Origin of the sequence: Tatumella terrea, assembly GCF_039523755.1 — a bacterium.
Lineage (GTDB): Bacteria > Pseudomonadota > Gammaproteobacteria > Enterobacterales > Enterobacteriaceae > Tatumella > Tatumella terrea.
The window spans coordinates 28,413-54,428 of sequence record NZ_BAAAFX010000002.1 but is presented as its reverse complement, the minus strand read 5'-3'; the positions used below and the strand labels follow the sequence as shown (position 1 = coordinate 54,428).

24 protein-coding genes are annotated in these 26,016 nt (G+C 53.5%); 12 read left to right on the top strand and 12 right to left on the bottom strand.

Going from position 1 to position 26,016, the window contains the following annotated elements:
* The first annotated feature begins 2 nt into the window (after nucleotides 1-2).
* The 4 genes from fliQ to ABD035_RS00260 are packed head-to-tail and all read left to right on the top strand — an operon-like array spanning nucleotide 3 to nucleotide 4,245.
* Complete coding sequence (gene fliQ, locus ABD035_RS00275) at nucleotides 3-275, top strand: flagellar biosynthesis protein FliQ (RefSeq protein ID WP_212714059.1); 273 nt, start codon at nucleotides 3-5, stop codon at nucleotides 273-275.
* Between the two features lie 5 nt (nucleotides 276-280).
* On the top strand, nucleotides 281-1,063 hold the full coding sequence (gene fliR / locus ABD035_RS00270; RefSeq protein WP_343866738.1) for a flagellar biosynthetic protein FliR: 783 nt from the start codon (nucleotides 281-283) through the stop codon (nucleotides 1,061-1,063).
* Complete coding sequence (gene flhB / locus ABD035_RS00265; RefSeq protein WP_343866736.1) at nucleotides 1,047-2,171, top strand: flagellar type III secretion system protein FlhB; 1,125 nt, start codon at nucleotides 1,047-1,049, stop codon at nucleotides 2,169-2,171. The genes fliR and flhB overlap by 17 nt, the downstream gene beginning before the upstream one ends.
* Before the next feature lies 1 nt (nucleotide 2,172).
* Complete coding sequence (locus ABD035_RS00260; protein ID WP_343867283.1) at nucleotides 2,173-4,245, top strand: flagellar biosynthesis protein FlhA; 2,073 nt, start codon at nucleotides 2,173-2,175, stop codon at nucleotides 4,243-4,245.
* A 126-nt stretch (nucleotides 4,246-4,371) separates the two neighbouring features.
* Here ABD035_RS00260 and ssb1 read toward each other — a convergent pair whose 3' ends face one another.
* Entirely contained in the window at nucleotides 4,372-4,917 is a 546-nt protein-coding gene (gene ssb1, locus ABD035_RS00255) for a single-stranded DNA-binding protein SSB1 (RefSeq protein WP_029990506.1), read from the bottom strand.
* A 452-nt stretch (nucleotides 4,918-5,369) separates the two neighbouring features.
* Between ssb1 and uvrA the strand changes: the two genes are divergently transcribed.
* The 4 genes from uvrA to ABD035_RS00235 all read left to right on the top strand — a co-directional run bounded on the left by uvrA (nucleotide 5,370) and on the right by ABD035_RS00235 (nucleotide 10,609).
* Nucleotides 5,370-8,201, top strand: coding sequence for an excinuclease ABC subunit UvrA (gene uvrA / locus ABD035_RS00250; protein ID WP_212715207.1), 2,832 nt, complete (start codon nucleotides 5,370-5,372; stop codon nucleotides 8,199-8,201).
* A gap of 178 nt (nucleotides 8,202-8,379) precedes the next feature.
* Complete coding sequence (locus tag ABD035_RS00245; protein ID WP_343867281.1) at nucleotides 8,380-9,444, top strand: NAD(P)-dependent alcohol dehydrogenase; 1,065 nt, start codon at nucleotides 8,380-8,382, stop codon at nucleotides 9,442-9,444.
* A 235-nt stretch (nucleotides 9,445-9,679) separates the two neighbouring features.
* The gene (locus ABD035_RS00240; RefSeq protein ID WP_343866732.1) at nucleotides 9,680-10,006 is read left to right on the top strand and encodes a hypothetical protein; all 327 of its coding nucleotides are present in this window, start codon (nucleotides 9,680-9,682) and stop codon (nucleotides 10,004-10,006) included.
* Nucleotides 10,007-10,294: 288 nt separating this feature from the next.
* Nucleotides 10,295-10,609 carry a hypothetical protein gene (locus tag ABD035_RS00235; RefSeq protein ID WP_343866730.1) on the top strand — a complete coding sequence of 105 codons (315 nt, stop codon included), beginning with the start codon at nucleotides 10,295-10,297 and terminating at the stop codon, nucleotides 10,607-10,609.
* Here the strand turns inward: ABD035_RS00235 and ABD035_RS00230 are convergent.
* Both ABD035_RS00230 and ABD035_RS00225 read right to left on the bottom strand, forming a co-directional pair.
* Nucleotides 10,606-11,424 carry a DUF4225 domain-containing protein gene (locus tag ABD035_RS00230; protein WP_343866728.1) on the bottom strand — a complete coding sequence of 273 codons (819 nt, stop codon included), beginning with the start codon at nucleotides 11,422-11,424 and terminating at the stop codon, nucleotides 10,606-10,608. The two genes, ABD035_RS00235 and ABD035_RS00230, sit on opposite strands and share 4 nt — an antisense overlap.
* Nucleotides 11,425-11,587: 163 nt before the next feature.
* Nucleotides 11,588-12,523: a LysR family transcriptional regulator gene (locus tag ABD035_RS00225; protein ID WP_343866726.1), complete on the bottom strand. Its 936-nt coding sequence runs from the start codon at nucleotides 12,521-12,523 to the stop codon at nucleotides 11,588-11,590.
* A gap of 102 nt (nucleotides 12,524-12,625) precedes the next feature.
* On the opposite strand from ABD035_RS00225, the gene ABD035_RS00220 reads away from it, so the two are divergent.
* Entirely contained in the window at nucleotides 12,626-13,015 is a 390-nt protein-coding gene (locus ABD035_RS00220) for a tautomerase family protein (RefSeq protein ID WP_025900971.1), read from the top strand.
* 155 nt (nucleotides 13,016-13,170) lie between these two features.
* On the opposite strand, the gene ABD035_RS00215 is transcribed toward ABD035_RS00220, so the two are convergent.
* The 4 genes from ABD035_RS00215 to dnaB all read right to left on the bottom strand — a co-directional run bounded on the left by ABD035_RS00215 (nucleotide 13,171) and on the right by dnaB (nucleotide 17,214).
* Nucleotides 13,171-14,361 (bottom strand): amino acid aminotransferase, encoded by a 1,191-nt coding sequence (locus tag ABD035_RS00215; RefSeq protein ID WP_343866722.1) that lies wholly within the window; start codon nucleotides 14,359-14,361, stop codon nucleotides 13,171-13,173.
* A gap of 46 nt (nucleotides 14,362-14,407) precedes the next feature.
* A complete protein-coding gene (locus ABD035_RS00210; RefSeq protein WP_212715209.1) occupies nucleotides 14,408-15,019 on the bottom strand; it encodes a YitT family protein in 612 nt (203 codons plus the stop codon).
* A 225-nt stretch (nucleotides 15,020-15,244) separates the two neighbouring features.
* Nucleotides 15,245-15,724: an Lrp/AsnC family transcriptional regulator gene (locus tag ABD035_RS00205; RefSeq protein ID WP_343866720.1), complete on the bottom strand. Its 480-nt coding sequence runs from the start codon at nucleotides 15,722-15,724 to the stop codon at nucleotides 15,245-15,247.
* Nucleotides 15,725-15,807: 83 nt separating this feature from the next.
* Nucleotides 15,808-17,214: a replicative DNA helicase gene (gene dnaB / locus ABD035_RS00200; RefSeq protein ID WP_212715198.1), complete on the bottom strand. Its 1,407-nt coding sequence runs from the start codon at nucleotides 17,212-17,214 to the stop codon at nucleotides 15,808-15,810.
* A 106-nt stretch (nucleotides 17,215-17,320) separates the two neighbouring features.
* Here dnaB and ABD035_RS00195 point away from each other — a divergent pair, with 106 nt between their 5' ends.
* Nucleotides 17,321-18,304 carry a quinone oxidoreductase gene (locus tag ABD035_RS00195; protein ID WP_343866718.1) on the top strand — a complete coding sequence of 328 codons (984 nt, stop codon included), beginning with the start codon at nucleotides 17,321-17,323 and terminating at the stop codon, nucleotides 18,302-18,304.
* Nucleotides 18,305-18,509: 205 nt separating this feature from the next.
* On the opposite strand, the gene pspG is transcribed toward ABD035_RS00195, so the two are convergent.
* Both pspG and dusA read right to left on the bottom strand, forming a co-directional pair.
* The gene (gene pspG, locus ABD035_RS00190) at nucleotides 18,510-18,782 is read right to left on the bottom strand and encodes an envelope stress response protein PspG (RefSeq protein WP_343866716.1); all 273 of its coding nucleotides are present in this window, start codon (nucleotides 18,780-18,782) and stop codon (nucleotides 18,510-18,512) included.
* 200 nt (nucleotides 18,783-18,982) lie between these two features.
* The gene (dusA, locus tag ABD035_RS00185; RefSeq protein WP_343866714.1) at nucleotides 18,983-20,017 is read right to left on the bottom strand and encodes a tRNA dihydrouridine(20/20a) synthase DusA; all 1,035 of its coding nucleotides are present in this window, start codon (nucleotides 20,015-20,017) and stop codon (nucleotides 18,983-18,985) included.
* A 275-nt stretch (nucleotides 20,018-20,292) separates the two neighbouring features.
* On the opposite strand from dusA, the gene zur reads away from it, so the two are divergent.
* On the top strand, nucleotides 20,293-20,811 hold the full coding sequence (gene zur / locus ABD035_RS00180) for a zinc uptake transcriptional repressor Zur (protein ID WP_212715195.1): 519 nt from the start codon (nucleotides 20,293-20,295) through the stop codon (nucleotides 20,809-20,811).
* Between the two features lie 23 nt (nucleotides 20,812-20,834).
* Here the strand turns inward: zur and dinF are convergent, their stop codons facing one another.
* The 3 genes from dinF to ABD035_RS00165 all read right to left on the bottom strand — a co-directional run bounded on the left by dinF (nucleotide 20,835) and on the right by ABD035_RS00165 (nucleotide 23,416).
* Nucleotides 20,835-22,157: an MATE family efflux transporter DinF gene (gene dinF, locus ABD035_RS00175; protein WP_343866711.1), complete on the bottom strand. Its 1,323-nt coding sequence runs from the start codon at nucleotides 22,155-22,157 to the stop codon at nucleotides 20,835-20,837.
* A 170-nt stretch (nucleotides 22,158-22,327) separates the two neighbouring features.
* On the bottom strand, nucleotides 22,328-22,942 hold the full coding sequence (gene lexA / locus ABD035_RS00170) for a transcriptional repressor LexA (protein WP_212715193.1): 615 nt from the start codon (nucleotides 22,940-22,942) through the stop codon (nucleotides 22,328-22,330).
* A gap of 96 nt (nucleotides 22,943-23,038) precedes the next feature.
* The gene (locus tag ABD035_RS00165; RefSeq protein WP_343866708.1) at nucleotides 23,039-23,416 is read right to left on the bottom strand and encodes a diacylglycerol kinase; all 378 of its coding nucleotides are present in this window, start codon (nucleotides 23,414-23,416) and stop codon (nucleotides 23,039-23,041) included.
* Nucleotides 23,417-23,524: 108 nt separating this feature from the next.
* On the opposite strand from ABD035_RS00165, the gene plsB reads away from it, so the two are divergent.
* Nucleotides 23,525-25,963 carry a glycerol-3-phosphate 1-O-acyltransferase PlsB gene (gene plsB, locus ABD035_RS00160; RefSeq protein ID WP_343866706.1) on the top strand — a complete coding sequence of 813 codons (2,439 nt, stop codon included), beginning with the start codon at nucleotides 23,525-23,527 and terminating at the stop codon, nucleotides 25,961-25,963.
* Nucleotides 25,964-26,016: the final 53 nt, after the last annotated feature.

Genomic DNA, 26,016 nt, shown 5'->3' with positions numbered 1-26,016 from the left:
TCATGTTCACGTTAGATAGCATCAGTGATCAAATGGGTGGCGCGATCCAGCTAGTGCTGCTGATTTCTGCCGTCATTATTCTGCCCGGATTACTGGTCGGTCTCTGTGTCAGTATCTTCCAGGCGGCTACCCAGATTAATGAACAGACCCTCAGCTTCCTGCCCCGGCTGGTCGTGACCCTGCTGGTACTGATTGTGGCCGGAAAATGGATACTGATTAAACTTATCGACTTCACTCAGTTGCTGTTTCACCAGGCCGGAAATATTTCAGGTTAACCGGCATGCTCGATCTTTCAGGATTTTACAGCCATCTGTTAGCCCTGCTATTACCCTGGGTCAGGATAGTGTCGTTTCTGCAATTCAGTCCGCTGGCAGACAGTACATTAATTCCGCGAAAAGTCAGGATAGTCCTCTCACTGGTGCTGACGGCGTTAATTGCCCCCCTTCTGCCACAGACCTCTCCCCCGGCATTTTTATCGGTCACCCTGCTTACCCAGGTCGCCGAACAAATTGCCTGGGGGCTTATTTTCGGACAACTGTTACAACTCGCCTTTTCGGCATTGCAGACAGCGGGCCAGATCATCGCCATGAATATGGGCCTCTCGATGGCGGTACAGAACGACCCGATCAATGGCACCAGTAATACCCTGGTCTCACAGTTGTTTAATTTAACCATGGTGCTGATCTTTTTTGCGGCCAACGGTCACTTATTACTGGTGACGGTGTTGTATCAGGGATTTATCTACTGGCCGGTCGGCACGGCACTTAACTGGCCGTCGGTAAATACCCTGATTATCAGTTTTGGCTGGATAATTTCTGCGGCGGTGATCATCGCCCTGCCCTCAACGGTGATCATGTTATTGATTCAGGGGGTCTTTGGCTTACTCAATAAGATATCACCGACCCTGAATTTATTTTCGCTGGGTTTCCCGCTGGCGGCACTGGCCGGAATTATCAGTATTGCCTTACTGATCCCGACGCTATCCGGACACTATCTCTCACTGACGGATCAGGTGATCCATCAGTTTGACCTGCTGAGGACACCCCATGTCTCAGGCCAGTGATAAAAGTGAGAAGGCGACACCGGCAAAGCTCAAAAAAGCCCGCGAAAAAGGCGATACCGGCCGGGCCAAAGAGTTTTCATCGGCGATTTCACTGGCGGTCGCCTTTATGACGCTGACCGGATTATTACCCTGGTACTGGCACCTGATTGGCGATTTTTTCCGGCAAGCGTCAGAGGGGGTACACACCTCTGATCCGGGCGCACGGTTAGTCCTGCTGACAGGTAAGGCGCTGGGGTTGTTATTAACCATCACGCTCAGCTTTTGTACGGTTCCGCTGGCCGCCGGTATTGCTACGCTGTTCAGCGGTGGATGGATATTCAGCCTGAAAAAAATTATGCCGGACGGTAAGCGACTGAATCCGCTAACCGGTATCACCCGCTTGTTTGCCGCCGACAATTTCATCGAATTAGCGAAAGTGATACTGAAAGCCGGGCTTATTTTACTGATGTTAAGCCTGTTATTACGCCATTCATTGCAGGACATCATGCTGTTATCACAGCTGGGCTGGCCTGTGGCGATGAGTGAAGGGCTGGCCCTGGTAGCCCGCCTGTTTGGCTATTTTGTACTGCTGATGCTGGGGTTTGCCCTGCTTGAATGGCCGCTGAGTCGTTATCAGTTCCGGCGTAAAATGCGAATGACGCGACAGGAAGTCAAAGATGAATTTAAACACAGCGAAGGGAACCCGCAGATTAAGGGGCGTTTACGCCAGTTACAGCGCCAGCTGGCTCAGGGACAACTCAGAAAAGCCGTCCCTCAGGCCAATGTCATTATCACGAACCCGACCCACTATGCGGTGGCACTGAAATACGATCCGCAGGCGGCCGCCGCTCCGTATGTGGTCGCGAAAGGAGCCGATGATCTGGCGCTTTTTATCCGGCAGATTGGTGAAGAACATCAGATAGAAATCGTTGAGTTCGCGCCGCTCGCGCGGGCTGTCTATGCCTCGACACGTGTGAATCAGCAGATCCCGAATCAGCTTTATCAGGCCATCGCCCATGTACTGACCTATGTCATGCAATTACGGCGCTGGCGGCAGGATAAATCTCAGCAAAAACCGACCATCAATCGAAAAATCCCGATGCCTTCAGAAGGACAATTCCGTGAATAAATTGCCATTGACTCACTGGCTCCGGCGCGGCAAAGCGCTGCCGCTGGGCCTGCCACTGCTGATAATGGCAGTGCTGGCCATGATTATTTTGCCGTTAGATCCGCTGATACTGGACTGCCTGTTCACCTTTAATATTGTGCTGGCAATATTGATCCTGCTGGTCTCCGTCAATGCGCAACGGCCCCTCGATTTCAGTATCTTTCCGACACTGCTGCTGATCACCACGCTGCTGAGACTGTCCATGAATGTCGCCTCAACGCGGGTTGTGCTGCTGCATGGACAGGAAGGCGAAGGGGCGGCAGGGAAAGTGATAGAAGCCTTCGGTCAGGTCGTGATTGGCGGAGACTTCCTGGTCGGATTTGTCGTTTTTGTGATCCTGATGATCGTTAACTTCGTGGTGATCACCAAAGGCGCGGAACGTATTTCCGAGGTCTCCGCACGCTTTACGCTGGATGCCATGCCAGGCAAACAAATGGCCATCGATGCCGACCTTAACGCCGGGATCATTACTCAGGCCCAGGCCCGCGAACGACGTTCTGAAGTGACCCGCGAGGCTGACTTCTATGGGTCGATGGATGGTGCCTCGAAGTTTGTGCGGGGTGATGCGATCGCCGGTATGTTGATTCTGGTGATCAATATGGTCGGCGGCGTGGCTATCGGCATATTTAAACACCATCTGGATGCCGGTCATGCCTTTCAGCAGTATGCCCTGCTGACGATCGGGGATGGTCTGGTCGCGCAATTGCCTTCGTTACTGCTGTCAACGGCGGCCGCGATCATCGTGACCCGGGTCAGTGATGGTCAGGATATCCGCCACGAAGTGCGTCAACAGCTGCTGGCCCAGCCCGCGATCCTGTATACCGTCGCCGGCATTATGCTGGCCATGGCCCTCGTTCCCGGCATGCCGCATATCGCCTTCCTGAGCTTTGCGCTTTTACTGAGTTTTGCCGGATGGCGTCAGTCAAAACGTGTTCTGGCAGCCAGCCAGTCCGCGACGGAGGTGGTGGAGAAGGCGCTGGAGCCGGAAGTCCCTCAGCTGCACTGGGAAAGCCTCTCCGTGACCGAGCCGGTCGGGCTTAACCTGGGCTACCGGCTGGTCAGCCTGATCGACAAACACCAGGGCGGCTTACTGTCTCAGCGCATCACCGGCGTCCGGCAGGTCCTTTCCGAGAGTAGCGGGATGCTGCTGCCGGAAATTCAGGTGCGTGAAAACTTCCGCCTGAAACCCACGCAGTACAGTATTATGATCCATGGTGTCCGTGCCGCGCTGGGAGAAGTTCATGCCGATAAGCTGATGGCGCTCGCCAGCAGTGAAGTCTATGGCGAACTGGATGGGATCCTCGGGACCGATCCCGCTTATGGCATGTCCGCTATCTGGATTGATCCGGCACAGAAAAGCCAGGCACTACGCTTCGGATATCAGGTAGTCGATTGCGCCAGCGTGATTGCAACGCATGTGAATAAAGTGGTGAAGCAGTATCTGCCGGAGCTTTTTCAGTACGATGATATTACGGCACTGCATCGCCGGTTAGCTCAGCCCGCGCCCCGGTTAAGTGAAGACTTAAATGCAGCACTGAATTACACCCAACAGTTACGTATTTATCGTCAGTTACTGACCGACAATGTCAGCCTGAAGGATATTGTCACCATTGCGACGGCACTGCTCGCCGGGCACCAGATCACCAAAGATCCGCTGCTGTTATCCGCCGATGTCCGCTACGCCCTTCGTCGTCAGATAGTCCACGGGATCAATAAGGATCGCCGGCAGTTTGCGGTATTTACCCTCAGTGATGCCTTAGAAGAGTTACTGCTACGCGCCCAGCAGGCGGCAGGCAATAAAGAGCTGGATAACGTGCCGCTGGATCCGCATCTGTTAACGCAGTTACAAACCAATATGCCGCTGATCACCGAACAGATGAAAGCCGAAAATCTGCCTCCGGTACTGATCGTCCCGCCGGCATTGCGGCCACTGCTGGCACGCTATGCCCGTTCATTTTCACGTGAGCTGTTTGTGCTGTCTTATAACGAGGTCCCTGAAGACCTGGAAGTGGTGATCCGCGGGCATCTGTCTTAAACCCGGCGGGTGACCGCCGTATCTCCGGCAAAAGGGTGGCCGGACAGAACCGCTTTTTATGGCATAAAAAAAGCCCCGTGTTACGGGGCCTTATCGACAGACAAAATCGCTTTGATCAGACGATGATCAGAACGGGATATCGTCGTCGAAATCCATCGGTGGTTCGCTGCTGGCCGGGGCGCTGTTCTGTTGCGGACGTGCTGCCGGTGCTGAACCGCCGCCGCTGAACTGGTTACCGCCCTGTGACTGCTGCGGCTGCTGTGGCTGACCCCAGCCATTATTATTCCCCTGCCCGCCGGCAGGTGCTCCGCCGTTACCGCCCTGACGGCCACCCAGCATCTGCATGGTGCCACCAACGTTAACAACCACTTCGGTCGTATAACGGTCCTGGCCACCCTGATCCTGCCATTTACGGGTACGTAACTGACCTTCGATGTAAACCTGAGAACCTTTACGCAGATACTCACCGGCGACTTCAGCCAGTTTGCCGAACAGAACCACACGGTGCCATTCGGTAATTTCTTTGTTTTCACCGGTCTGCTTGTCACGCCAGCTTTCAGAGGTGGCCAGTGTAATGTTGGTAACCGCACCACCATTTGGCATATAACGGACTTCCGGGTCCTGTCCCAGATTCCCGACAAGAATCACTTTGTTAACGCCGCGACTGGCCATAGAGGTCTCTCCTGAAGAATAATTACTCAAAGTCTAAGCGGTAAATCATATCACGTCACGTACCGATAGTGATACTTTCGAACCGCTTTCCAGCCGTAATGTCACGCATCTCACCCTGCGCCCCGGGCGGACGCCGCAAACCCCGATGCTCCCCTGCCCGGACTGTTCAAAAAAACAGCCGGCGGGATTTTTTCTGCCGGAAATTCCTCCAGACAGCCGTGCACCACACCCCACAACACGGCAGGCTGACATAAATCATCTATAGTAAAAGACAGTCACTGACGAAAAACAGATAAGTACGTCCGGGACTGACCTGCCTCTGCCGGTGACCGGTTCTTTCGTCAGACTACTGGATATTTAATCAGTTTATTTTTTATGCCATAATGGTTCGTTTGATTCTCCCCATGTCTCCTCAGCAGGCATGGACGACGCTGATACTCCGGGAAAGGTGAATGGATAAGATAGAAGTACGGGGTGCCCGCACCCATAACCTGAAAAACATCAATCTGATTATCCCTCGCGACAAGCTGGTCGTTGTCACCGGGTTATCAGGTTCTGGCAAATCGTCGCTGGCATTTGACACACTGTATGCCGAAGGTCAGCGCCGTTATGTGGAATCATTATCCGCCTATGCCCGTCAGTTTTTATCACTGATGGAAAAGCCGGATGTCGACCATATCGAAGGGCTGTCGCCGGCCATCTCTATTGAGCAGAAGTCGACTTCACACAACCCGCGTTCGACGGTCGGTACCATTACCGAAATCCATGACTACCTGCGCCTGTTATTTGCCAGGGTCGGTGAACCGCGGTGCCCTGAACATAATGTACCCTTAGCGGCCCAGACCGTCAGCCAGATGGTCGACCAGGTGTTGCAGCAGCCGGAAGGCACCCGGTTGATGCTGCTCGCACCGGTCATCAAAGACCGTAAAGGTGAGCACAGTAAAACCCTGGAAAACCTGGCCGCGCAGGGCTATATCCGGGCCAGGATCGACGGTGAAGTCTGTGACCTGTCTGATCCGCCAAAACTGGAACTGCAAAAGAAACACACCATTGAGGTCGTTGTCGACCGTTTCAAAGTACGTGATGATCTGGCCACCCGGCTGGCGGAATCCTTTGAAACGACACTCGAACTCTCCGGCGGCACAGCCATCGTCGCCGATATGGATGACAGCAGCGTCGCGGAGTTACTGTTCTCAGCGAACTTTGCCTGTCCGGTCTGTGGCTACAGTATGCGTGAGCTGGAACCGCGTCTGTTCTCCTTTAATAACCCGGCCGGGGCGTGCCCGACCTGTGACGGCCTGGGGGTACAGCAATTTTTTGACCCGCAGCGCGTGGTACAGAATGAAGATATCTCGCTGGCCGGCGGTGCTATCCGTGGCTGGGACCGTCGTAATTTCTATTATTTCCAGATGCTGCGCTCGCTGGGCGAACATTATGAGTTCGATGTGGAAGCGCCGTTTAATACCCTGAGTGACAAGGTCAAAAAGGTCATTCTTTACGGCTCCGGTAAAGAAAACATCGAATTCAAATACGTGAATGACCGCGGAGACACCTCTGTACGTCGTCATCCGTTTGAAGGGGTGCTGCATAATATGGAGCGCCGCTACAAAGAGACGGAATCCAATGCCGTCCGGGACGAGCTGGCAAAATATATCAGTAACCGCTCCTGCACCAGTTGTCATGGCACCCGTTTGCGGGAAGAAGCACGCCACGTCTTTGTCGCAGAAACAACGTTACCGGAAATTTCAGAGATGAGTATCGGTCACGCGACAACTTTCTTTGATGAGCTGCAACTGGAAGGTCAGCGGGCAAAAATTGCCGAAAAAGTCTTAAAAGAGATCAGCGAACGTCTGAGCTTTCTGGTCAATGTCGGTCTGAATTACCTGTCACTCTCCCGCTCTGCGGATACCCTCTCCGGGGGTGAAGCACAACGTATTCGTCTGGCAAGCCAGATCGGTGCCGGGCTGGTCGGTGTGATGTATGTGCTGGATGAACCCTCAATCGGCTTACATCAGCGTGATAATGAACGCCTGCTGAGTACCCTGGTGCACCTGCGTGATCTGGGGAATACCGTCATTGTGGTCGAGCATGACGAAGATGCTATCCGCGCCGCTGACCATGTGATCGATATCGGCCCCGGTGCCGGGGTTCATGGCGGTCAGGTCGTCGCGGAAGGGGATGTTAACGCGATTATGGCCAATGAGGACTCCCTTACCGGACAATTCCTTAGCGGCAAGCGCAGTATTGAAGTCCCGGCCGAACGGGTAAAAGGGTCGCCGGATAAGGTATTGACCCTGACCGGCGCCCGCGGCAATAACCTGAAGAATGTCACGCTGACGCTGCCAGTGGGTCTGTTTACCTGTGTGACCGGGGTGTCCGGTTCCGGGAAATCTACCCTGATCAACGACACCTTGTTCCCACTGGCACAGCGCCAGTTAAACGGGGCCACCGTCATCGAACCGGCGCCGTACCGTGATATTAAAGGACTGGAGCATTTCGATAAGGTCATCGACATCGATCAAAGCCCGATCGGCCGGACACCGCGTTCCAACCCGGCGACCTATACCGGGATTTTCACTCCGGTACGTGAACTGTTTGCCGGCGTGCCGGAAGCCCGCAGCCGTGGATATACGCCGGGCCGTTTCAGTTTTAACGTGCGTGGCGGACGCTGCGAAGCCTGTCAGGGAGATGGGGTGATTAAGGTGGAAATGCACTTTCTGCCGGATATCTATGTCCCCTGTGACCAGTGCCAGGGTAAACGCTATAACCGCGAAACACTGGAGATAAAATACAAGGGCAAGAGCATTCACGAAGTGCTGGAAATGACCATCGAAGAAGCCCGTGACTTTTTCGAAGCGGTACCGGCGCTGGCGCGTAAACTGCAAACCCTGATGGATGTCGGCTTGTCCTATATCCGTCTCGGTCAGTCGGCGACCACGCTGTCGGGCGGGGAAGCGCAGCGGGTGAAACTGGCGCGTGAGCTGTCTAAACGCGGGACGGGTCAGACGCTGTATATTCTGGACGAACCGACCACCGGCCTGCACTTCGCGGATATCCAGCAACTGCTGGCCGTGCTCCATCAGTTACGGGACCAGGGGAATACCATTGTGGTTATCGAACATAACCTCGATGTCATTAAAACCGCAGACTGGATAGTCGACCTGGGGCCGGAAGGCGGCAGTGGCGGAGGCGAAATTCTGGTCGCCGGTAGCCCGGAAACTATTGCAGAATGTGACGCGTCACATACCGCCCGCTTCCTGAAACCATTACTAAAATCTGTGTAACATCAGAACGTTGCAGTAATTTCCGTGCCGGACCTGATCCTGAAAAGGGTCAGGCCCGGGGGGATTCACAGCGATCGGCGGTGTCCCTCAGCCGTATCTCTGACTATCCTTATTTCAGGTTCCTCACTCCCGGTATTATCGCCGGGGGTTATCTGTGATCTGTCTGACAGGAGAAATGATGAAGATTATCCATGCTTACGCCGCGCAGAACGAAAACTCTCCCCTTGCCCCCTTCAGTTATGAACCCCGACAGCTACGTGACCACGATATTCAGATAGAAATTGAATTCTGTGGCGTCTGCCATTCCGACCTGCACCAGGCCCGCAATGAATGGCGCAACAGTATTTTCCCCATGGTACCGGGCCATGAAATTGTCGGCCGCGTCACGGCTGTAGGTGCAAAGACCCATAAATTCAGCATCGGTGACCTGGTCGGTGTAGGGTGTATGGTCGATTCCTGCCGCCATTGTGAAAGCTGTGAAGAAGGGGTGGAACAGTATTGTGAAGAAGGCTTTACCGCCACCTATAACGCCAGAGACCGCGTTGATGATCAAATAACCTTCGGCGGCTATGCGACCGGGGTCGTGGTGCACGAAGACTTTGTCCTGAAAGTGCCGGAGCATCTGGATCTTAAAGGCGTCGCTCCTTTGTTATGCGCAGGGATCACCACCTACTCCCCACTGAAACACTGGAAAGTCGGTCCGGGCATGAAAGTCGGGATCGTCGGCCTGGGAGGACTGGGACACATGGGAGTCAAACTTGCTCATGCCATGGGCGCAAAAGTCGTTCTGTTTACCACCTCTGCCTCAAAAATTGCGGACGGTAAACGCCTGGGGGCAGATGAAGTCGTCATCTCTAAAGATCCGCAACAGATGGAAGCACACATCCATAGTTTTGATTTTATTCTTAATACGGTCGCGGCCACCCATGATCTGACGCCCTTTATTAATCTGCTGAAGCGGGACGGGAATATGACGCTGGTGGGTGTCCCTGAGCATAACCATCCGGCCCCCGACATCGCCAGCCTGATTTTTAAACGTCGCAGTGTCTCAGGATCACTGATCGGCGGGATCGCCGAAACCCAGGAGATGCTCGATTTCTGCGGGCAGCACAATATTATTTCCGATATTGAGCTAATCGATATTGCACAGGTCAATGAGGCCTATGAACGGATGCTGAAAAGCGACGTAAAATACCGTTTTGTTATTGATATCAATACATTGAGAAACAGCACCGCGGCCTGAATTATCTGAGCCACTTATGCTGGCAGCCAGGCTGCCAGCATGCTACACCGCCGTCTGCTTAGCCCTGCCGGGTGCGGCGCTGAGGACAGAAAAAAACCGATAAACGCGCGTCATACCGGGCGCATCTGCTGGCGTGCCGGATAATGTCAAAACCGGGTTTTCAGGTGGTGATTTATCACCCGATTTTGGGTAAGCTGACCGGTGATGTTCTGATGAATTTTAGGGATGAAAATTCATGAAAGTGAGTGAAGAAACACTGCTGGAGTCCGGCTTCAGTCCTGCCGATGTCCTGAAAATTAAAAGCAATGTGGAAAATTTCGGGGGTACTCCCGATGAAGCAATTCAGGATTTAGCAAAACGATTTAATGTCGCTAAATGGATAACCCTTGTTGCCTTTGTCATTCTGACGCTGACCTCTCTTTTATCGACAAAAAATAACACACTCTCTCTGGCTTTTGCGTTAATGGCAGGATTGCCACTTATCTGGTATTTAACGCCCGCCAGACTCGCGTTTAAAGCCTGGCGGTATCAATATACTACCCGGAGTGAGGGCGATCAGTAATTGTTATCAGATCAAAAATAACTTTAGCCTTAACGCCGTATCCGGCTATTTTCATGGTGAGCTTCGGACGACTTAACCTGCTGACTTTTCGGTAATAATCTATGGGTATGAAGTGGAAAAGACAACGACAGATAAGGGTTTTATATCCAATCGTGCAAACCATGATAAGGGCATAAACCTGTCTATAAAATCATCGGTGTCAAAACCGGGTTTTCAGGTGGTGATTTATCACCCGATTTTGGGTAAGCTGACCGGTGATGTTCTGATGAATTTTAGGGATGAAAATTCATGAAAGTCAGCGAAGAAACACTGCTGAAGTCCGGCTTCAGTCCTTCCGATGTCCTGAAAATTAAAAGCAATGTGGAAAATTTCGGGCGTTCTATGGGTGATACCCTTCGGGATCTGGCGAATCGCTTTGTCATAGCCCTGTCTGTAGTCGCGGGTTGCCTTACCGTATTCGTTTTGCTGGTTCTGTTTGGTTCAGCCGAAATCCTTTTCTCTGGCTCAGTCGGGCTGCTTTGCGCTATTGCGGTGGCGATATTTGTACAACCGCCAGTGCTAGCCTATAAATGTTGGCGTTATCAAAGACTTCATCGACGTTAGGTGCAGGAGTTATCTGTGCCCAAAAGGTCAAAAATGACCTTTGCTTTTACACCATAACCTACTATTTTCATCGTGAGTTTTGTTCTGCTTATGGTTTCAACTTTCCGGTAATAATCCCGGGAAATCCATCTGAATAAGCGCCAGGCCTCGGGCTTTTTTGCCAGGCCCAAAATACTATAGACACTGGCACTTAGCGTAACTGCATTATAAAATGCCAGCCCTGCTTCAGGTTTAAAACCCATATACTTAGCAGCTTCCTTAGAACTGTCTGCAAATATTCCCTCTGACTTGAACTGATCGCCATAACGAAGATAGCTGGCCTCTTTTGTGATCCCATTGATACCGTCAACGAAAAGTATTGCTCCGGCAAGCACTCCAATAGGAGTCATTGTCGACATCATGATCATTCCGCCAAACAATGCTGCACCTGATACCACAATATGAACAGCAGAAATCACATAACCTGCAATTTTGTTATTTTCCCGGACGAACTCCACTTTGGCATAAAGTTTTGCCGTCTTAATACGTAACATCCGGCTCTGTTCTTCGAGGTTTTCGGTCTCTGCTCTCAGATTTTTGATGCACGCTATGCATTCGTCATCTGATTCCGCGCGCCGGGCTGCAGCAAATTGCTGCTCTACAACATATTTTATTTCCTGAATAAAATTAATTCGGGTAAGACCGTCCTGAAGGTGACAGGCGGAAAGTCTGTTAGCAGTATCAACCAGCTTTCTGGCTTCAAGGTTAATCATTGTTTCAGCCCAGGCTTTATTTCTCCCGCCTGAGCGCATCATATCTGGGAATGCCGCGTCCATTCTGTTCTCCCTGTATATTACTTAACCAATCATACTCCGGTATTATCAGCTATAAACTATTTTTCCGTCCCGAAAATATTGCCGGGTCACGCTATCCCGAAGTGTTCGAAAAAATGGCCGCCGGATAACGCTATCGGTCGCCTTCCCCCGAGGGTATACGCCGTTATCCTGCCGGGTGTCGCTGCGCCTGGAAACACTCCTGCAACCAGTGGCTGAAGACAGTGACCGCCCGCGGAACCCGGGCCGAATAAGGCCGTACCAGCCAGATTTTATCCGCAAATCCGCCGTCAACCTGCCAGTCTTCCAGTACCGGTAGCAGTTGTCCGCTGGCCAGCGCCGCACGCGCGCTGAAATCGGGTAACATCGCAATCCCCAGGCCACTGATCGCGGCATCACGAATCGATTCGCTGTTATTGGTGGCAAACCCGCCTTTAACTGCGACAGAAACAGCCCCGGCTGTCTGAGGATGGCTAAGTTTCCAGTGCGGAAGCTCATTCCCCCGCGGATAGTAAAGGCAATCGTGGCGGACCAGATCCTGCGGATGCTGCGGGTTGCCCGCTTGCCTCAGGTACCCCGGGGCGGCGACCAGCACGGTTTTGGTATCGCACAGGGGCAACACTACATGGGTGTCCGGCACCCGATGGCTATGGCGGATAGCCAGGTCATAGCCTTCACTGGCCAGCGATAACAGCTGATCAGAGACTTCAAGCTGAATACGAACCTCCGGATACTGACGCAAAAACTGTCGTACCGGTTCAAGCAACTGTTGCCTGGCAAAGGCCACCGGTGCTGTCACGCGGATAACCCCACGCAGCGGTCCGCTGGCATCCCGGAGAGCATTAAAATGCTGTTCAATCTGTTCAAAAGGCTGACGCAGTTCCTCCACCAGCTTTTTACCGGCTTCCGTCAGGCGTACACTGCGGGTCGTTCGCTGTACCAGCGACACACCGGCCAGGGCTTCCAGTTGTTTTATCTTCTGGCTGACCGCCGCTTTGCTGACCTCCAGCTGTTCAGCCGCACGGGTAAAACTTTGCTGTTCGGCCAGTACAATCAGCCAGTGCAGATGAACCCATAATGCGTCGGCATGGCTCTTTTTCATCACTATTGTTCACCCTGTTAAACAATCATTTCACTGACAGCGCTTTTTCTTCCGCCATTTACGGGCCAGAATACTAAAACTCAACCGTTCAGGAGAAGAGAAATGCCATTACTACAGTTTGATATTATTGAAGGTCGTAGCGAAGAAGAAGTCAAAACACTGCTGGATACGGCGCATAAGGTCGTACTGGAAGCCTTCAGCGTCCCTGAACGTGACCGTTATCAGATTGTTCATGAAAATAAAGCCTGGCAGATGGTCTTCCAGGATACCGGACTCGGCTTTGAACGCAGTGAAAAATTCGTGATGCTCCGGGTCTTCACCAGCCCGCGCAGCGATGAGCAAAAACAGTTCTTTATGAAACGACTGGCAGAAGAACTCCGCACCGTCTGTGGGATTGAAGGGAATGACCTGATGATCTCATTTATCAGCAATAACAAAGGTGACTGGAGCTTTGGTTATGGCGAAGCGCAGTATATGACGGGCACGTTATAATCGTCTGATATCAATTACCTTTGAGTGCCGAAAATCTCTTAAACAGCCAGAAGATCAGCCAGCGCTCCCGGCAGCAGAGAATTGCTGGCCGCACAGAATGTTCAGTCAGGTCACCGCACCGGTTGTGCAGAGGATACGGTGACCCTGACAGAGGCTTACATCACTGCGGCAAAAGCTTCCGCAACACGATGAATATTGCTGCGGTTAAGCCCGGCGACACACATGCGACCACTCGCTATCAGATAGATACCGAACTCTTCACGTAATCTGTCCACCTGCTGTGCGTTCAGTCCGGTATAGCTGAACATCCCACGCTGCTTCTCCAGATAGCTGAAATCACGGCCCGGCAATGCCTGACTCAAGGTCTCAACCAGGGCCTGACGCATCTCCAGGATACGTAAACGCATGGCCTCCAGCTCAGCCAGCCACTGTGCACGTAATCCGCTGTCATTCAGCACGGTCATCACCAGTTTTGCCCCGTGCGTCGGCGGGCTTGAATAGTTACGACGCACCGCGGCTTTTAGCTGACCCAACACACAACCCGCTTCATCACTGCTTTCACAGAGAACCGATAAGCCACCGACGCGCTCACCGTACAGTGAAAATATTTTCGAGAAGGAGTTGCTGACCAGGGCCGGCAATCCGGCTTTCGCCGCTGCGCGGATAGCGTAACAGTCCTCTTCCGCCCCGGCACCGAAGCCCTGATAAGCGATATCCATAAACGGGATAAGCTGACGTGATTTCAGCACGTCGAGGGTCTGATCCCATTGTGCCGGCGTCAGGTCGGCACCGGTCGGGTTATGGCAGCAAGGATGCAGCAGAACAATACTGCGTTCCGGGAGTGCGCTGATGGCATCAATAAAGGCAGAGAAATTCACTCCCCCCGTAGAGGCGTCATACCACGGATAGCGATGCACATTGAAGCCTGCCCCGGAGAAAATCGCGATATGGTTTTCCCAGGTCGGGTCGCTTACCCAGACGTCAGAGTGCGGAAAATACGCTTTCAGGAAGTCCGCACCCACTTTCAGTGCACCGGAACCGCCCAGTGTCTGAATACAGGCAATACGATCGTGGTCGGCCGGCGCCTGCGTGCCAAATAACAGCTCAACGATAGCCTGGCGATAGGCGGTCATCCCTTCCATCGGCAAGTAGAGCGAAGCCTCTGCGGACGTGCCCTGTAAGCGCTTTTCGGCCTCTGCAACGGCCTGAAGCTGAGGAATAATTCCCTGTTCGTTATAGTAGAGACCGATACTCAGGTTCACTTTCTCTGCCCGAGGGTCTTCTTTGAATTTTTCCATCAAAGTGAGGATAGGATCGCCGCCATAGGCATCGACATGTTGGAACACAGTGGACTTCTCCATCATTAATCAATGTAAAGGGTCGCAGGCAGGCTTACACACTGTAGCGACCGGGACGGTGGTTCATCGCAATAATCAGATTCAGTATCACAGCACCGCAGACTGACGCCAGCAACATGGGTAAAGACACGACCCACAAAGACGCCAGCACCACACAGGTATCCACCGCCATTTGTAATTTTCCTGCCCGTAGTCCGATCCGTTGCTGAAGCCAGAGCGCAAGAATATTCACGCCTCCCAGGCTGGCTTTATGCCGGAATAACACAATGAACCCCATGCCCATCACAATATTACCAAACAGGGCAGCATAGAAAGGGTTAAGCAACGAAAAGTGAATAAATAATGGATGCAGATGCGTAAACAGCGAAACCAGCGCGACCGCACTGAAGGTTTTCAGGGTGAATTCCCAGCCCATTTGCTTCACCGCCAGCCAGTAAAATGGCAGGTTAATCAGAAAAAAGGCGGCACCGAAGGATAAGGGTGAAATATAACTGATTAAAAAAGCGATACCCGCCGTACTGCCGGTCAACGCGCCCGCCTGTTTCAGCATCACAATCCCGAACGAAACAAGTAAGGTACCGAACAGTATGGCCAGTGCATCTTCTGCCAGGCTGTGCGGAATTTTCTCCGCGTCAGCGGTTTTCATTAATGACATATTCCCCCCGTAACAAAACAGTCAGTCAGAACAAAAAAGCCCTTTCCGGCAATCAGAAAGGGTCACATTACTGTGTTCATGAAAATACCGGTGCGGTGAAAGAGGTGTGCAGGCATGCCGGCAAAAGGCATAACATGCATCACAAACCACTCCGACGCACTATTTATGCATTATTTGAGATAAAACGCACGATCCGGAACGGTCTTGCGGAAAAATTTATGCGGATTCGCCGGGGGTATTCAGTATCCGGCCGCCTTCTTTGATGCGGTTCAGCACGACTGAGGTCTTCACGTGCGCCACACTCTGATAGCCAGCCACCAGCTGACTGATCAGTGTGCTCAGAGAGTTGAGGTCGGAAACCGTCACTTTTAACAGATAATCGGCATCCCCGGTCGTTTTATAGGCATCGATAACTGAAGGATCATTAATAATACGACGATGGAAATCGTCCACATAATCGGGGGTATGATTCATCAGCCGGACTTCTATCAGACCGGTAATCTCCGGCCCCAACGCCTCGGGTGACAGTCTGGCATAGTAGCCGAGGATCTTGCTGGTCTGTTCCAGCTGAATACGACGTCGTGAGCATTGGGACGCCGACAGCCCGACCAGTTCGCTGAGTTCCTGATTGGTTAGACGCCCGTTAGTCTGCAATAACCTCAGGATGTGAATATCGTGATCATCAATACGATCCATACGGTGCTCCGTTCCCCGGACTGACAAAAAAGCAGACAGACGCTGCATTGCGGTGAAAGTAAGTTATTAGGCCACTGGCGTCGTTATTCGTCGTCGTACTGCGGGCCGGCATAGTTATCAAACCGTGACCACTGGCCATTAAATGTCAGACGGACGGTGCCGATCGGGCCGTTACGCTGTTTTCCCAGAATAATTTCTGCAATCCCTTTCAGATCACTGTTTTCGTGGTAGACCTCATCCCGGTAGATAAACATGATCAGGTCCGCATCCTGCTCAATGGATCCGGATTCACGCAAATCGGAGTTGACCGGTCGTTTGTCGGCACGTTGTTCCAGTGAACGGTTCAGCTGGGAGAGAGCAACCACCGGCACATTCAGCTCTTTTGCCAGCGCTTTCAGTGAGCGGGAAATTTCTGCAATTTCCAGGGTACGGTTATCAGACAACGACGGTACCCGCATCAGTTGCAGGTAATCGATCATTATCATGCTCAGGCCGCCATTTTCACGGAAAATACGTCGGGCACGTGAACGCACCTCGGTCGGTGTCAGACCGGAGGAGTCGTCGATATACATATTTTTCTTTTCCAGCAGAATGCCCATGGTGCCGGAAATACGCGACCAGTCCTCATCATCCAGTTGACCGGTACGGATACGCGTCTGGTCGACACGGGACAGCGAGGCCAGCATACGCATCATCAGCTGTTCACTGGGCATTTCCAGACTGAAAATCAGTACCGGCTTATCCTGAACCATCGCCGCATTCTCACACAGGTTCATGGCAAAGGTCGTTTTACCCATCGAAGGACGGGCCGCGATGATGATCAGATCGGATCCCTGCAGGCCGGCGGTTTTTTTGTTCAGATCCTGGTAACCGGTATCAACCCCGGTGACCCCGTCATGTGGCGTGCCAACCAGTGATTCGATACGGTTGATGGTCGCTTCCAGAACCTGCTCAATATTTTGCGGACCGTCTTCTTTGTTCGCCCGTTTTTCAGCGATCTTAAACACGCTGGATTCCGCCAGATCCAGCAGATCTTCACTATTGCGTCCCTGAGGATCGTAACCGGCATCTGCTATCTCATTCGCCACCGAGATCATTTCACGGACAACGGCACGCTCGCGCACAATATCCGCATAGGCACCGATATTCGCCGCACTCGGGGTATTCTTGGCCAGCTCCGCCAGATAGGCGAACCCCCCGACCATGTCCAGCTCTCCGCGGGTTTCCAGGGATTCTGACAGGGTGATCAGATCGATGGGCTGACCGAGTTCCAGCAAGCGCTGCATCTCTGAGAAAATCAGCCGGTGTGGTCTGCTGTAGAAATCGCCAGCCACCACTCGCTCGGAAACATTATCCCAGCGTTCATTGTCCAGCATTAATCCCCCGAGAACGGACTGCTCTGCCTCGACAGAGTGGGGGGGCATCTTCACGCCTTCCATCTGACGATCACGGGATTCGTTGGATTTGTTCGCGGGTGTCTTTCCTGCCATAGTGAATGTCATTACCAGTGTTAAACAAGGGGCGTCACAGTATACTTTTTTTTTACCTGCATTGTCGCCCTGTCCCGGGCAAACCAGACGATTTCAAGGAGCTGCTATGTCAAACCGGATTCAGTATCGCCGCCACGGCGGGCCGGAAGTCCTGGAGTGGACTTCATTTACACCGCCGGCACCCGGCGATCATGAGGTCGTGGTGGAAAATAAAGCAATAGGTATCAATTACATCGATACCTACTTTCGCAGCGGACTTTATCCGCCGCCTTCCCTGCCCGCAGGTCTCGGTAGCGAAGCCGCCGGGATCGTAGTGAGCACCGGCCGGGCCGTCCGCCGGGTTTCGCCGGGCGATCGGGTGGTCTACGCGCAGTCAGCGGCCGGAGCCTACAGTGAAAGCCATATTGTTCACGAGGACAGGCTGGCGATCCTGCCGGACGCAATTTCGTTTGAGCAGGCCGCGGCTTCTTTCCTGAAAGGGCTGACGGTCCAGTATCTGCTGCGCCAGACCTATCAGATTAAGGCCGGAGAAACCTTTCTGTTTCATGCCGCCGCCGGGGGCGTCGGACTGATTGCCTGCCAGTGGGCAAAGGCCCTGGGAGCGAAACTGATCGGGACTGTCGGGTCGGCGGAAAAAGCAGAGGCGGCCCGTCAGGCAGGGGCCTGGGCGACGATTAACTACCGCGAGGAAGATATTGCCGCCCGCCTGAGCGAACTGACTGACGGTCAGAAAGTGCCGGTCGTCTATGATTCGGTAGGGAAAGATACCTGGCAAGCCTCACTGGATTGTCTGCAACGCCGAGGCCTGATGGTCAGCTTTGGCAATGCCTCAGGTCCGGTGACCGGTGTGGACCTGGGGATCCTCACCCGCAAAGGCTCTTTGTTTGTCACCCGTCCGTCGTTGTTTGGTTACATTACCACGCCAGAGGAACTGGATGCTGCAAGCCACGAGCTCTTTACTCTGCTGGCCAGCGGAGCCATTAAGACGGAGGTCCCGGAAAACCAGAAGTTTGCTCTGAAAGATGCCGCCCTTGCCCATCAGCAACTGGAAAGCCGTGCTACCCGTGGTTCCTGCCTGCTCATCCCCTGAACCGGGTCCCGTGTAATGCACAGAAAAGGGCTTCCCGCAGGAAGCCCTTATTTTTTTATTATTTTTGGTACTTGTGTAGGGACAGAGCGACAGCTATTCGCCAGAGCACACCGGTATCATCGCAGAACCGGTCTGCCGAAAATACGGGGTAATTCACATTTCCGCGGCCTGACGTCAGAAACTGAGTCCCGCCCCTGGTTGCCGTTTACCCGCGCCTGTTCATCCGGTTGATTTTAGCCATGGTTTTATCAAAGCGGCGTGTGACCGGAGACGACGATGGCGGCGCAATAAAGGTCTGATAGATCCAGGCGACCGCGACCGCCAGCAGTAACCAGGGGAGCAGTTTAATCGCCAGCAATAAGAAACCGGAGAACATCAGCAGCACTGCACCGGCAAATAACGCGATCAGTACGCCGATCACCGAGACGCCGGTCAGTAACAACACCACAAAAAAACCAATCACAAAGAAGAATTCCATGATACCTCTTCCATCACAGGAGAATAAGTTAGCGATAAACACGTCTGCTATGACCAATACAAGAATCATGCCATCCCGATAACTCAATGAATAACAATGAAATGTTGAAAAATTACTGCCCGCTGAAGGGGTGAAAAAAACCAGGAACTGGCGTAATTCGCGGTATGGAATATTACCGGGGGATCTCCCCGGCATCGGACTTAACGGGAAGCGACCAGTGACAGCGCCTGCTCTACCACCCGGACATCGGCCCCGGCTTTATGCGCATTTTCGCTCAGGTGACGGCGCCATTGACGGGCCCCCGGGATCCCCTGAAACAGCCCCAGCATATGGCGGGTAATGTGTCCCAGATACGTGCCCTGGCTCAGTTCTGCTTCTATATACGGATACATCGAGCGCACCACCTCAAACGGATCCGGACTGGCCGACGTGCTGCCGAAAATCTCACTGTCCACCTGAGCGAGGATCCCCGGGTTCTGGTAGGCTTCACGCCCCATCATCACCCCGTCCACATGTTGCAGGTGAGCTTTGGCTTCTTCCAGGGTCTTCACTCCGCCGTTAATCGCTATCGTCAGATGCGGGAAATCACGCTTTAACTGATAAACCCGCGGGTAATCCAGCGGCGGAACCTCACGGTTTTCTTTCGGGCTCAGGCCCGACAGCCAGGCTTTACGGGCATGGAGAGTGAAGGAGTCACATCCGCCCTGCTCTGCCACGGTACGGATAAAGTCGCACAGGAACGCGTAGCTGTCCTGCTCATCGATGCCGATACGGGTTTTCACTGTCACCGGGACCGACACCACATCACGCATCGCCTTAATGCAGTCCGCGACTAACGCCGCTTCCCCCATCAGGCAGGCACCGAAACGGCCATTCTGCACTCTGTCAGACGGGCAACCCACGTTCAGGTTGATTTCATCATAGCCCCGTTGCTCTGCCAGCCGGGCACATTGTGCCAGTGCCACAGGGTCACTGCCGCCCAGTTGTAACGCCACAGGATGTTCTGCGTCGTTATACGCCAGATAATCGCCTTTGCCATGAATGATTGCGCCCGTGGTTACCATCTCGGTATACAGCAACGTCTGGCCGGTCAGTTTACGGTGGAAATAGCGGCAATGACGATCGGTCCAGTCGAGCATCGGCGCGACGGAAAAACGCCCGGCAAGGTATTCAGGCGATACGGCCTGCGGTTGAGAGGTCTGGTGCAGGTTGGAGGTTTCTTTATTTTCGTGCATTTTTCTTTATATCATCAGGTAAAACAGCCCCCGTTCGCACCCGGGCGTGACAGGAAGGACTGAAAAAAGGGACAAAAGCATGCCCTACTATAGCATAGAAAAACGGCAGTCCGGGGGTGACCGCACAGCTTCCGCCATGTCACGGAATCAGGGCCCCCCGCCGGCAGGGACCGCTTTCCGTCGCCTGTCGCACTTCGCCATACAGGATCAGCATTAAAGCGCCAGCCATGCTAAGATAGCCCGTTACCGCAGACTATTCGTTGGAGAAAGCCATCATGCAACAGCAACTTCCCGCTCAGATTCTTGCCGAGGCACAGAGTCTCTGCCTGAAACGTGGGGTACGTATGACGCCCCAGCGCGCAGAAGTGTTACGTCTGATGGCCGAAGAACAGGGGGCCATCAGCGCCTATGATCTGCTGGATAAACTGCGCATCAGTGAGCCGCAGGCCAAGCCACCGACCGTCTATCGTGCGCTGGATTTTCTGCTGGAGCAGGGGTTTATTCACCGGGTCGCCTCTAATAACAGCTATGTGGTATGCCCGCACTTTGAACACCCGTCTCATACCTCGGTTATGCTGGTCTGCGATAACTGTGCATCGGTGAGCGAGCGTCATGCTGAAGGGGTGGAACATCTGATCGTCACCCAGGCAAAGCAGGCGGGCTTTCTGCTGCGCCACAGTGTGATTGAAGCCCATGGTCTGTGCGTGAAATGTGCTGAGATCGCGGCCTGTGATAATCAGGAACAGTGCCAGCACGACCACAGCAGCGAAGTTAAAAAACGGGCCGGCCGCTAATTTCCCCGGGGTTCAGTGACGGGTCAGTGATCAAACCAGGTTCCCCTGCGCTGATGCTGCTGCCAGCAATGCCAGAGTGTGATCCCCCGCAGTAGCATAAAGACACAGAGCGCCAGCCAAAGCCCGTGATTACCCAGCCAGGGAACACTGCACAATGTCAGGCCATAGCCTGCCGCGGCAATCGCCATACTGTTACGCATTTCCCGTCCGCGCGTGGCACCGATAAACAAACCATCCAGTAAATACCCGCCGACACCTGCCAGAGGCAGAATGACCTGCCAGATCAGATAATGGTCAGCCAACTGGCGAAGGGAAGGTAATGAGGTCATCATCTCAATGATGTATTGCCCGGCCAGCCCATACACCAGCGAAAAAAGCAGAGCGACAATACCGGCCTGACGGCAGGAGGCGTACCAGACTTCATGCAATTTTCCGGCTTCACGCGCCCCGTAGGCTTCTCCGGAAACCGCCTCCACCGCATAGGCAAATCCATCCAGCGCATAGGCGGTAAAAGTCAGGAACATCATCAGCAACGCATTCACCGCAACGACCTGAGCCCCCATCCGGGCACCGATGAAGGTCAGAGAAGCAAAGCAGATCTGCAGGAGTAAGCTCCGCAGAAGAATATCGCGGTTCAGGCCCAGCAAACGTCTGATATCGCCGCGCCAGCCTTCCAGCAGTAAACGGACAGACATCCTACGCCGCCGGAAAACCTGCAACACCAGTAGCACACCGACCAGCAGCGAGACATATTCAGAGATCACGGTAGCGGCCGCTGCTCCCCGGACTCCCAGATGCAGGTGCAGAACAAACCACACCTCCAGCAAAATATTCACCAGGTTACCGGCGACCAGCAGGATCACCGGAGCCCTGGCATACTGAACACCCAGCAGCCAGCCAAGGATCACCAGATTCGCGAAGGTCGCTGGCGCACTGAGCCAGCGCGTACGGATAAAAACACGTGCCTGTTCCAGCGTACCGGCATCACCGCCGATAAATCCGCTGGCCAGCTGGCTGACCGGGTCACGTACCACAATAAACAGAAGCCCGGCCGCCACACTCATGATCAGGGGCTGAGCCAGGGCTTTGGCGAGGGCTGCTGAATCGCCGGCTCCCCATGCCTGAGCCGTCATCCCCGTGGTACTCATACGCAGGAAAAGCAGCAGCATAAACAGGAAGCTGGTGACCGTGGTGCCGATAGCCACCCCGCCCAGATAGATAGCACTGTCCAGGTGTCCGATCACCGCGGTATCCACCAGTCCCAGCAACGGAACCGTAATGTTGGATAACACCATCGGTAATGCCAGTCGCCAGAGTTTTTTATCGGTGGTATTCAAAAAAGACATGGGTTTTCCTGACAGAGCGCAGTGTCTCCGCCGGACGGGAGAGGATTTCCGGCGGACAAACGCCGGTTGCGGCAGCAGCCGATCAGCGTACTGTAATAAGGTGCAGGGTGAATCTTAACAACCGGAAGTCAGATCTCCCGGTCGCCGGCTGACGGACAACGGCCCGTCAGTTACAGCCATTCTCCGTTGCGGATAATACCGACCGCCAGTCCTTCAACCGTCAGGCTCTGTTCGCGGACATCTACCACAATCGGAGAGAATTCGCTGTTCTCAGGTAATAACTGTACCGTATTCCCCTGTTTTTTCCAGCGTTTCACCGTGACTTCGTCATCGATTCTGGCGACCACCACCTGCCCGTTACGGACATCCTGGGTTTTATGGACCGCCAGCAGATCACCGTCCATGATACCGATATCTTTCATCGACATCCCGCTGACGCGCAGCAGAAAATCGGCACCCGGCTTAAACAGTCCCGGATCGACCTGATAGTGGCTTTCTATATGTTGCTGGGCCAGCAGAGGTTCACCGGCGGCAACCCGGCCGATCAGCGGCAGACCTTCCGGCGTTTCTTCTTCCATCAGCAGGCGGATGCCCCGTGAGGCACCGGACACGATTTCAATAACACCTTTACGTGCCAGAGCTTTCAGGTGTTCTTCTGCCGCATTCGGGGAGCGAAAACCGAGGCGGGCAGCGATTTCCGCACGTGTCGGCGGCATACCCGTCTGTTGAATATGGTCGCGAATCAGGTCATAGACCTGCTGCTGCCTGCTGGTTAATGCTTTCATCCCGCCCCCTGGTTGTTTATACAGTCGCTGTGAGTATATACAGGTCTTTCATAAATGAAAACCAAAAACCGTCATAAAACAAACAACTGTCGGTCATTATCCCGCCAGCGACCACCATTGCCAGAGCACTGTTCCCCAGACAAACACCGCCAGCAGGATCGCCAGCAATACGGCGGCCGATCCCAGGTCTTTCGCCCGGCCGGATAAGGGGTGTATTTCCGGGCCAAGACGATCAACCACGGCTTCTATCGCGCTGTTGATAATTTCGATGATCATAATCAGTACGACCGATCCAATCAGCAGAATGCGTGAAACTGCATCCACATCCAGACAGCCGGCAATTACTATTGCCACGATAGTCACTACGGTTTCCTGGCGGAAGGCCGCCTCATGCCGCCAGGCGGCCCGCAGCCCCTGCCATGAATAGCCGGTGGCCTTCACCAGCCGCCGCCATCCCGTTGTCCTTCCTGCCATCGGCCGTTCTCCTGTTAATTTTCAATAGTGCACCTGGCCACAGATCTTCTTTGCAGTTTCTGGTATGATTGCGCCGCTTTGCTATCAAAAGAGGCTCCGGATTTATCTATGTCAGGCTGGCGTAAACTTTATTATAAATTACTAAGTATTCCATTATCTTTGCTGGTAAAGAGCAAGGTGATCCCGGGCGATCCTGTGACCGAACTCGGTCTGGACCCTACCCGCCCTATTATCTATGTATTTCCGTATGATTCCAAAGCAGATCTGCTGGCACTCCGTACCGAATGCCTGAAGCATGATCTGCCCGACCCGTTAGAACCTCTGGAAATCGACGGCAGTCTGCTACCGCGTCATGTGTTTATTCATGACGGTCCGCGGTTATTACCTTATTTCACCCCGAATCAGGAAACCGTGAAGATTTTCCACGATTACCTGGATCTGCACAGGAACAATCCGGCGCTGGATGTCCAGCTGGTGCCAGTATCGGTGATGTTTGGCCGGGCTCCGGGCAAAGAGACACAGGGGACGCAGGCACCTTTACTCCGTGAACTCAACGGGTTACAGAAATTCTGCGCCATTCTCTGGCTGGGACGGGATAGCTTTATCCGCTTCTCCCCTAAAATGTCCTTACGCCAGATGGCCGATGAGCACGGCACCGACCAGTCGATAGCCCAGAAGCTGTCACGGGTGGCTCATATTCATTTTTCCCGCCAGCGTCTGGCTGCCGTCGGCCCGCGTCTGCCGGCCCGCCAGGACCTGTTCAACAAGCTGCTGCAATCCAAAGCGATTGCGAAAGCTGTTGAGGACGAGGCCCGCAGTAAGAAAATCTCTCACGAGATGGCCCGGAAAAATGCCGTCGCTATGATGGAAGAAATCGCGGCGGACTTCAGCTACGAAGCTATCCGCATTACCGACCGCGTCATGGGCTGGCTGTGGAGCCGGTTATATAAAGGGATCAATGTCAGCGGGGGCGAACGTATCCGCCAGCTAGCCCAGGACGGCCATGAGCTGGTCTATGTGCCCTGCCATCGCAGTCATATGGATTATCTGCTGCTCTCTTATGTGCTCTATCATCAGGGACTGGTTCCTCCGCATATCGCGGCCGGTATCAACCTGAACTTCTGGCCTGCCGGACCGATTTTCCGTCATCTCGGGGCGTTCTTCATCCGACGGACCTTTAAAGGTAATAAGCTTTATTCCACCGTTTTCCGTGAATATCTGGGTGAACTGTTCAGCCGTGGTTACTCGGTTGAATATTTTGTCGAAGGTGGCCGTTCCCGTACCGGGCGTCTGCTCGACCCGAAAACCGGGACACTGACGATGACCCTGCAGGCAATGTTACGCGGCGGGAATCGTCCTATCACCCTGGTACCTATCTATATCGGTTACGAGCATGTGATGGAAGTGGCCACTTACGCTAAAGAGCTGCGCGGTGCCACCAAAGAGAAAGAGAGTCTGCTGCAGATGCTGCGCGGGCTCCGTAAGCTGCGTAACCTCGGTCAGGGTTATGTGAACTTTGGTGAACCTCTGCCGCTGGTCAGTTACCTGAATACCCATGTTCCTGAGTGGCGTGATTCTATCGACCCGATAGAATCACAGCGTCCGGCATGGATGACCCCGGTCGTCAATGATGTCGCACAACAGATTATGGTCCGTATTAATAACGCCGGTGCCGCGAATGCCATGAACCTCTGTGTCACGGCATTACTGGCATCACCACAACGCTCGCTGACGCGTGAACAATTGCTTGAGCAGTTGACCTGTTATACCGGTCTGTTGCGTAATGTTCCGTACTCCGAAGGCAGTACTGTGCCGGATATGAGCGTTGAGGCCCTGCTTGATCACGCGATGAGCATGAATAAGTTCACCACCGAGCAGGATAATATCGGTGACATGATTATTCTGCCAAAAGAGCAGGCGGTACTGATGACCTACTACCGCAATAATATTCTGCATCTGCTGGTGATGCCTTCCCTGATCGCCGCCATCATTCAGCAACATGGCACACTGCATAAAGAGGAATTATTGCGTCAGGTTTCCCTGATTTATCCGATGCTCAGGAGTGAATTATTCCTTCGCTGGGATAAGACGGAGTTACCGGAAGTGCTGGACAGTCTGTGCGGAGAGCTGGTCAATCAGTCGCTGATCACTCAGGACGGTGAACACTATTCTGTTCAGCCGGCACGCCATCGGGTGCTCGGCTTACTGGCCGCAGGAGTGCGGGAGACGCTGCAACGCTACGCGATCACCGTTGCCATCCTGAATGCCAAGCCGACGATTAATCGCGGAACACTTGAGAAAGAAAGCCGTACCCTGGCACAACGGTTATCGGTGCTTCACGGTATCAATGCGCCGGAGTTCTTCGATAAGGCTGTATTCACGGGGTTAGTACTCACTCTGCGTGATGAAGGCTATATCAGTGATAAAGATGATGCCGAACCGGAAAAAACCCGGGGCATGCGTCAGATATTACTGGATTTGACGACCCGCGATGTTCGCCAGACCATTGAGAATGCCATTGAATCTGAGGCAGAACCTTCTGCCTGATCCGATCCCTGGCCATTAAAAAGGGCGTTCCTGAGGAACGCCCTTTTTTTTAC

What these genes read in the sequence shown, in the direction of transcription:
- fliQ (WP_212714059.1), top strand. Translation starts at nt 3, where the DNA reads ATGTTCACGTTAGATAGCATCAGTGATCAAATGGGTGGCGCGATCCAG.
- fliR (WP_343866738.1), top strand. Translation starts at nt 281, where the DNA reads ATGCTCGATCTTTCAGGATTTTACAGCCATCTGTTAGCCCTGCTATTA.
- flhB (WP_343866736.1), top strand. Translation starts at nt 1,047, where the DNA reads ATGTCTCAGGCCAGTGATAAAAGTGAGAAGGCGACACCGGCAAAGCTC.
- ssb1 (WP_029990506.1), bottom strand. Translation starts at nt 4,917, where the DNA reads ATGGCCAGTCGCGGCGTTAACAAAGTGATTCTTGTCGGGAATCTGGGA.
- uvrA (WP_212715207.1), top strand. Translation starts at nt 5,370, where the DNA reads ATGGATAAGATAGAAGTACGGGGTGCCCGCACCCATAACCTGAAAAAC.
- ABD035_RS00245 (WP_343867281.1), top strand. Translation starts at nt 8,380, where the DNA reads ATGAAGATTATCCATGCTTACGCCGCGCAGAACGAAAACTCTCCCCTT.
- ABD035_RS00240 (WP_343866732.1), top strand. Translation starts at nt 9,680, where the DNA reads ATGAAAGTGAGTGAAGAAACACTGCTGGAGTCCGGCTTCAGTCCTGCC.
- ABD035_RS00235 (WP_343866730.1), top strand. Translation starts at nt 10,295, where the DNA reads ATGAAAGTCAGCGAAGAAACACTGCTGAAGTCCGGCTTCAGTCCTTCC.
- ABD035_RS00230 (WP_343866728.1), bottom strand. Translation starts at nt 11,424, where the DNA reads ATGGACGCGGCATTCCCAGATATGATGCGCTCAGGCGGGAGAAATAAA.
- ABD035_RS00225 (WP_343866726.1), bottom strand. Translation starts at nt 12,523, where the DNA reads ATGAAAAAGAGCCATGCCGACGCATTATGGGTTCATCTGCACTGGCTG.
- ABD035_RS00220 (WP_025900971.1), top strand. Translation starts at nt 12,626, where the DNA reads ATGCCATTACTACAGTTTGATATTATTGAAGGTCGTAGCGAAGAAGAA.
- ABD035_RS00210 (WP_212715209.1), bottom strand. Translation starts at nt 15,019, where the DNA reads ATGAAAACCGCTGACGCGGAGAAAATTCCGCACAGCCTGGCAGAAGAT.
- ABD035_RS00205 (WP_343866720.1), bottom strand. Translation starts at nt 15,724, where the DNA reads ATGGATCGTATTGATGATCACGATATTCACATCCTGAGGTTATTGCAG.
- dnaB (WP_212715198.1), bottom strand. Translation starts at nt 17,214, where the DNA reads ATGGCAGGAAAGACACCCGCGAACAAATCCAACGAATCCCGTGATCGT.
- ABD035_RS00195 (WP_343866718.1), top strand. Translation starts at nt 17,321, where the DNA reads ATGTCAAACCGGATTCAGTATCGCCGCCACGGCGGGCCGGAAGTCCTG.
- pspG (WP_343866716.1), bottom strand. Translation starts at nt 18,782, where the DNA reads ATGGAATTCTTCTTTGTGATTGGTTTTTTTGTGGTGTTGTTACTGACC.
- dusA (WP_343866714.1), bottom strand. Translation starts at nt 20,017, where the DNA reads ATGCACGAAAATAAAGAAACCTCCAACCTGCACCAGACCTCTCAACCG.
- zur (WP_212715195.1), top strand. Translation starts at nt 20,293, where the DNA reads ATGCAACAGCAACTTCCCGCTCAGATTCTTGCCGAGGCACAGAGTCTC.
- dinF (WP_343866711.1), bottom strand. Translation starts at nt 22,157, where the DNA reads ATGTCTTTTTTGAATACCACCGATAAAAAACTCTGGCGACTGGCATTA.
- lexA (WP_212715193.1), bottom strand. Translation starts at nt 22,942, where the DNA reads ATGAAAGCATTAACCAGCAGGCAGCAGCAGGTCTATGACCTGATTCGC.
- ABD035_RS00165 (WP_343866708.1), bottom strand. Translation starts at nt 23,416, where the DNA reads ATGGCAGGAAGGACAACGGGATGGCGGCGGCTGGTGAAGGCCACCGGC.
- plsB (WP_343866706.1), top strand. Translation starts at nt 23,525, where the DNA reads ATGTCAGGCTGGCGTAAACTTTATTATAAATTACTAAGTATTCCATTA.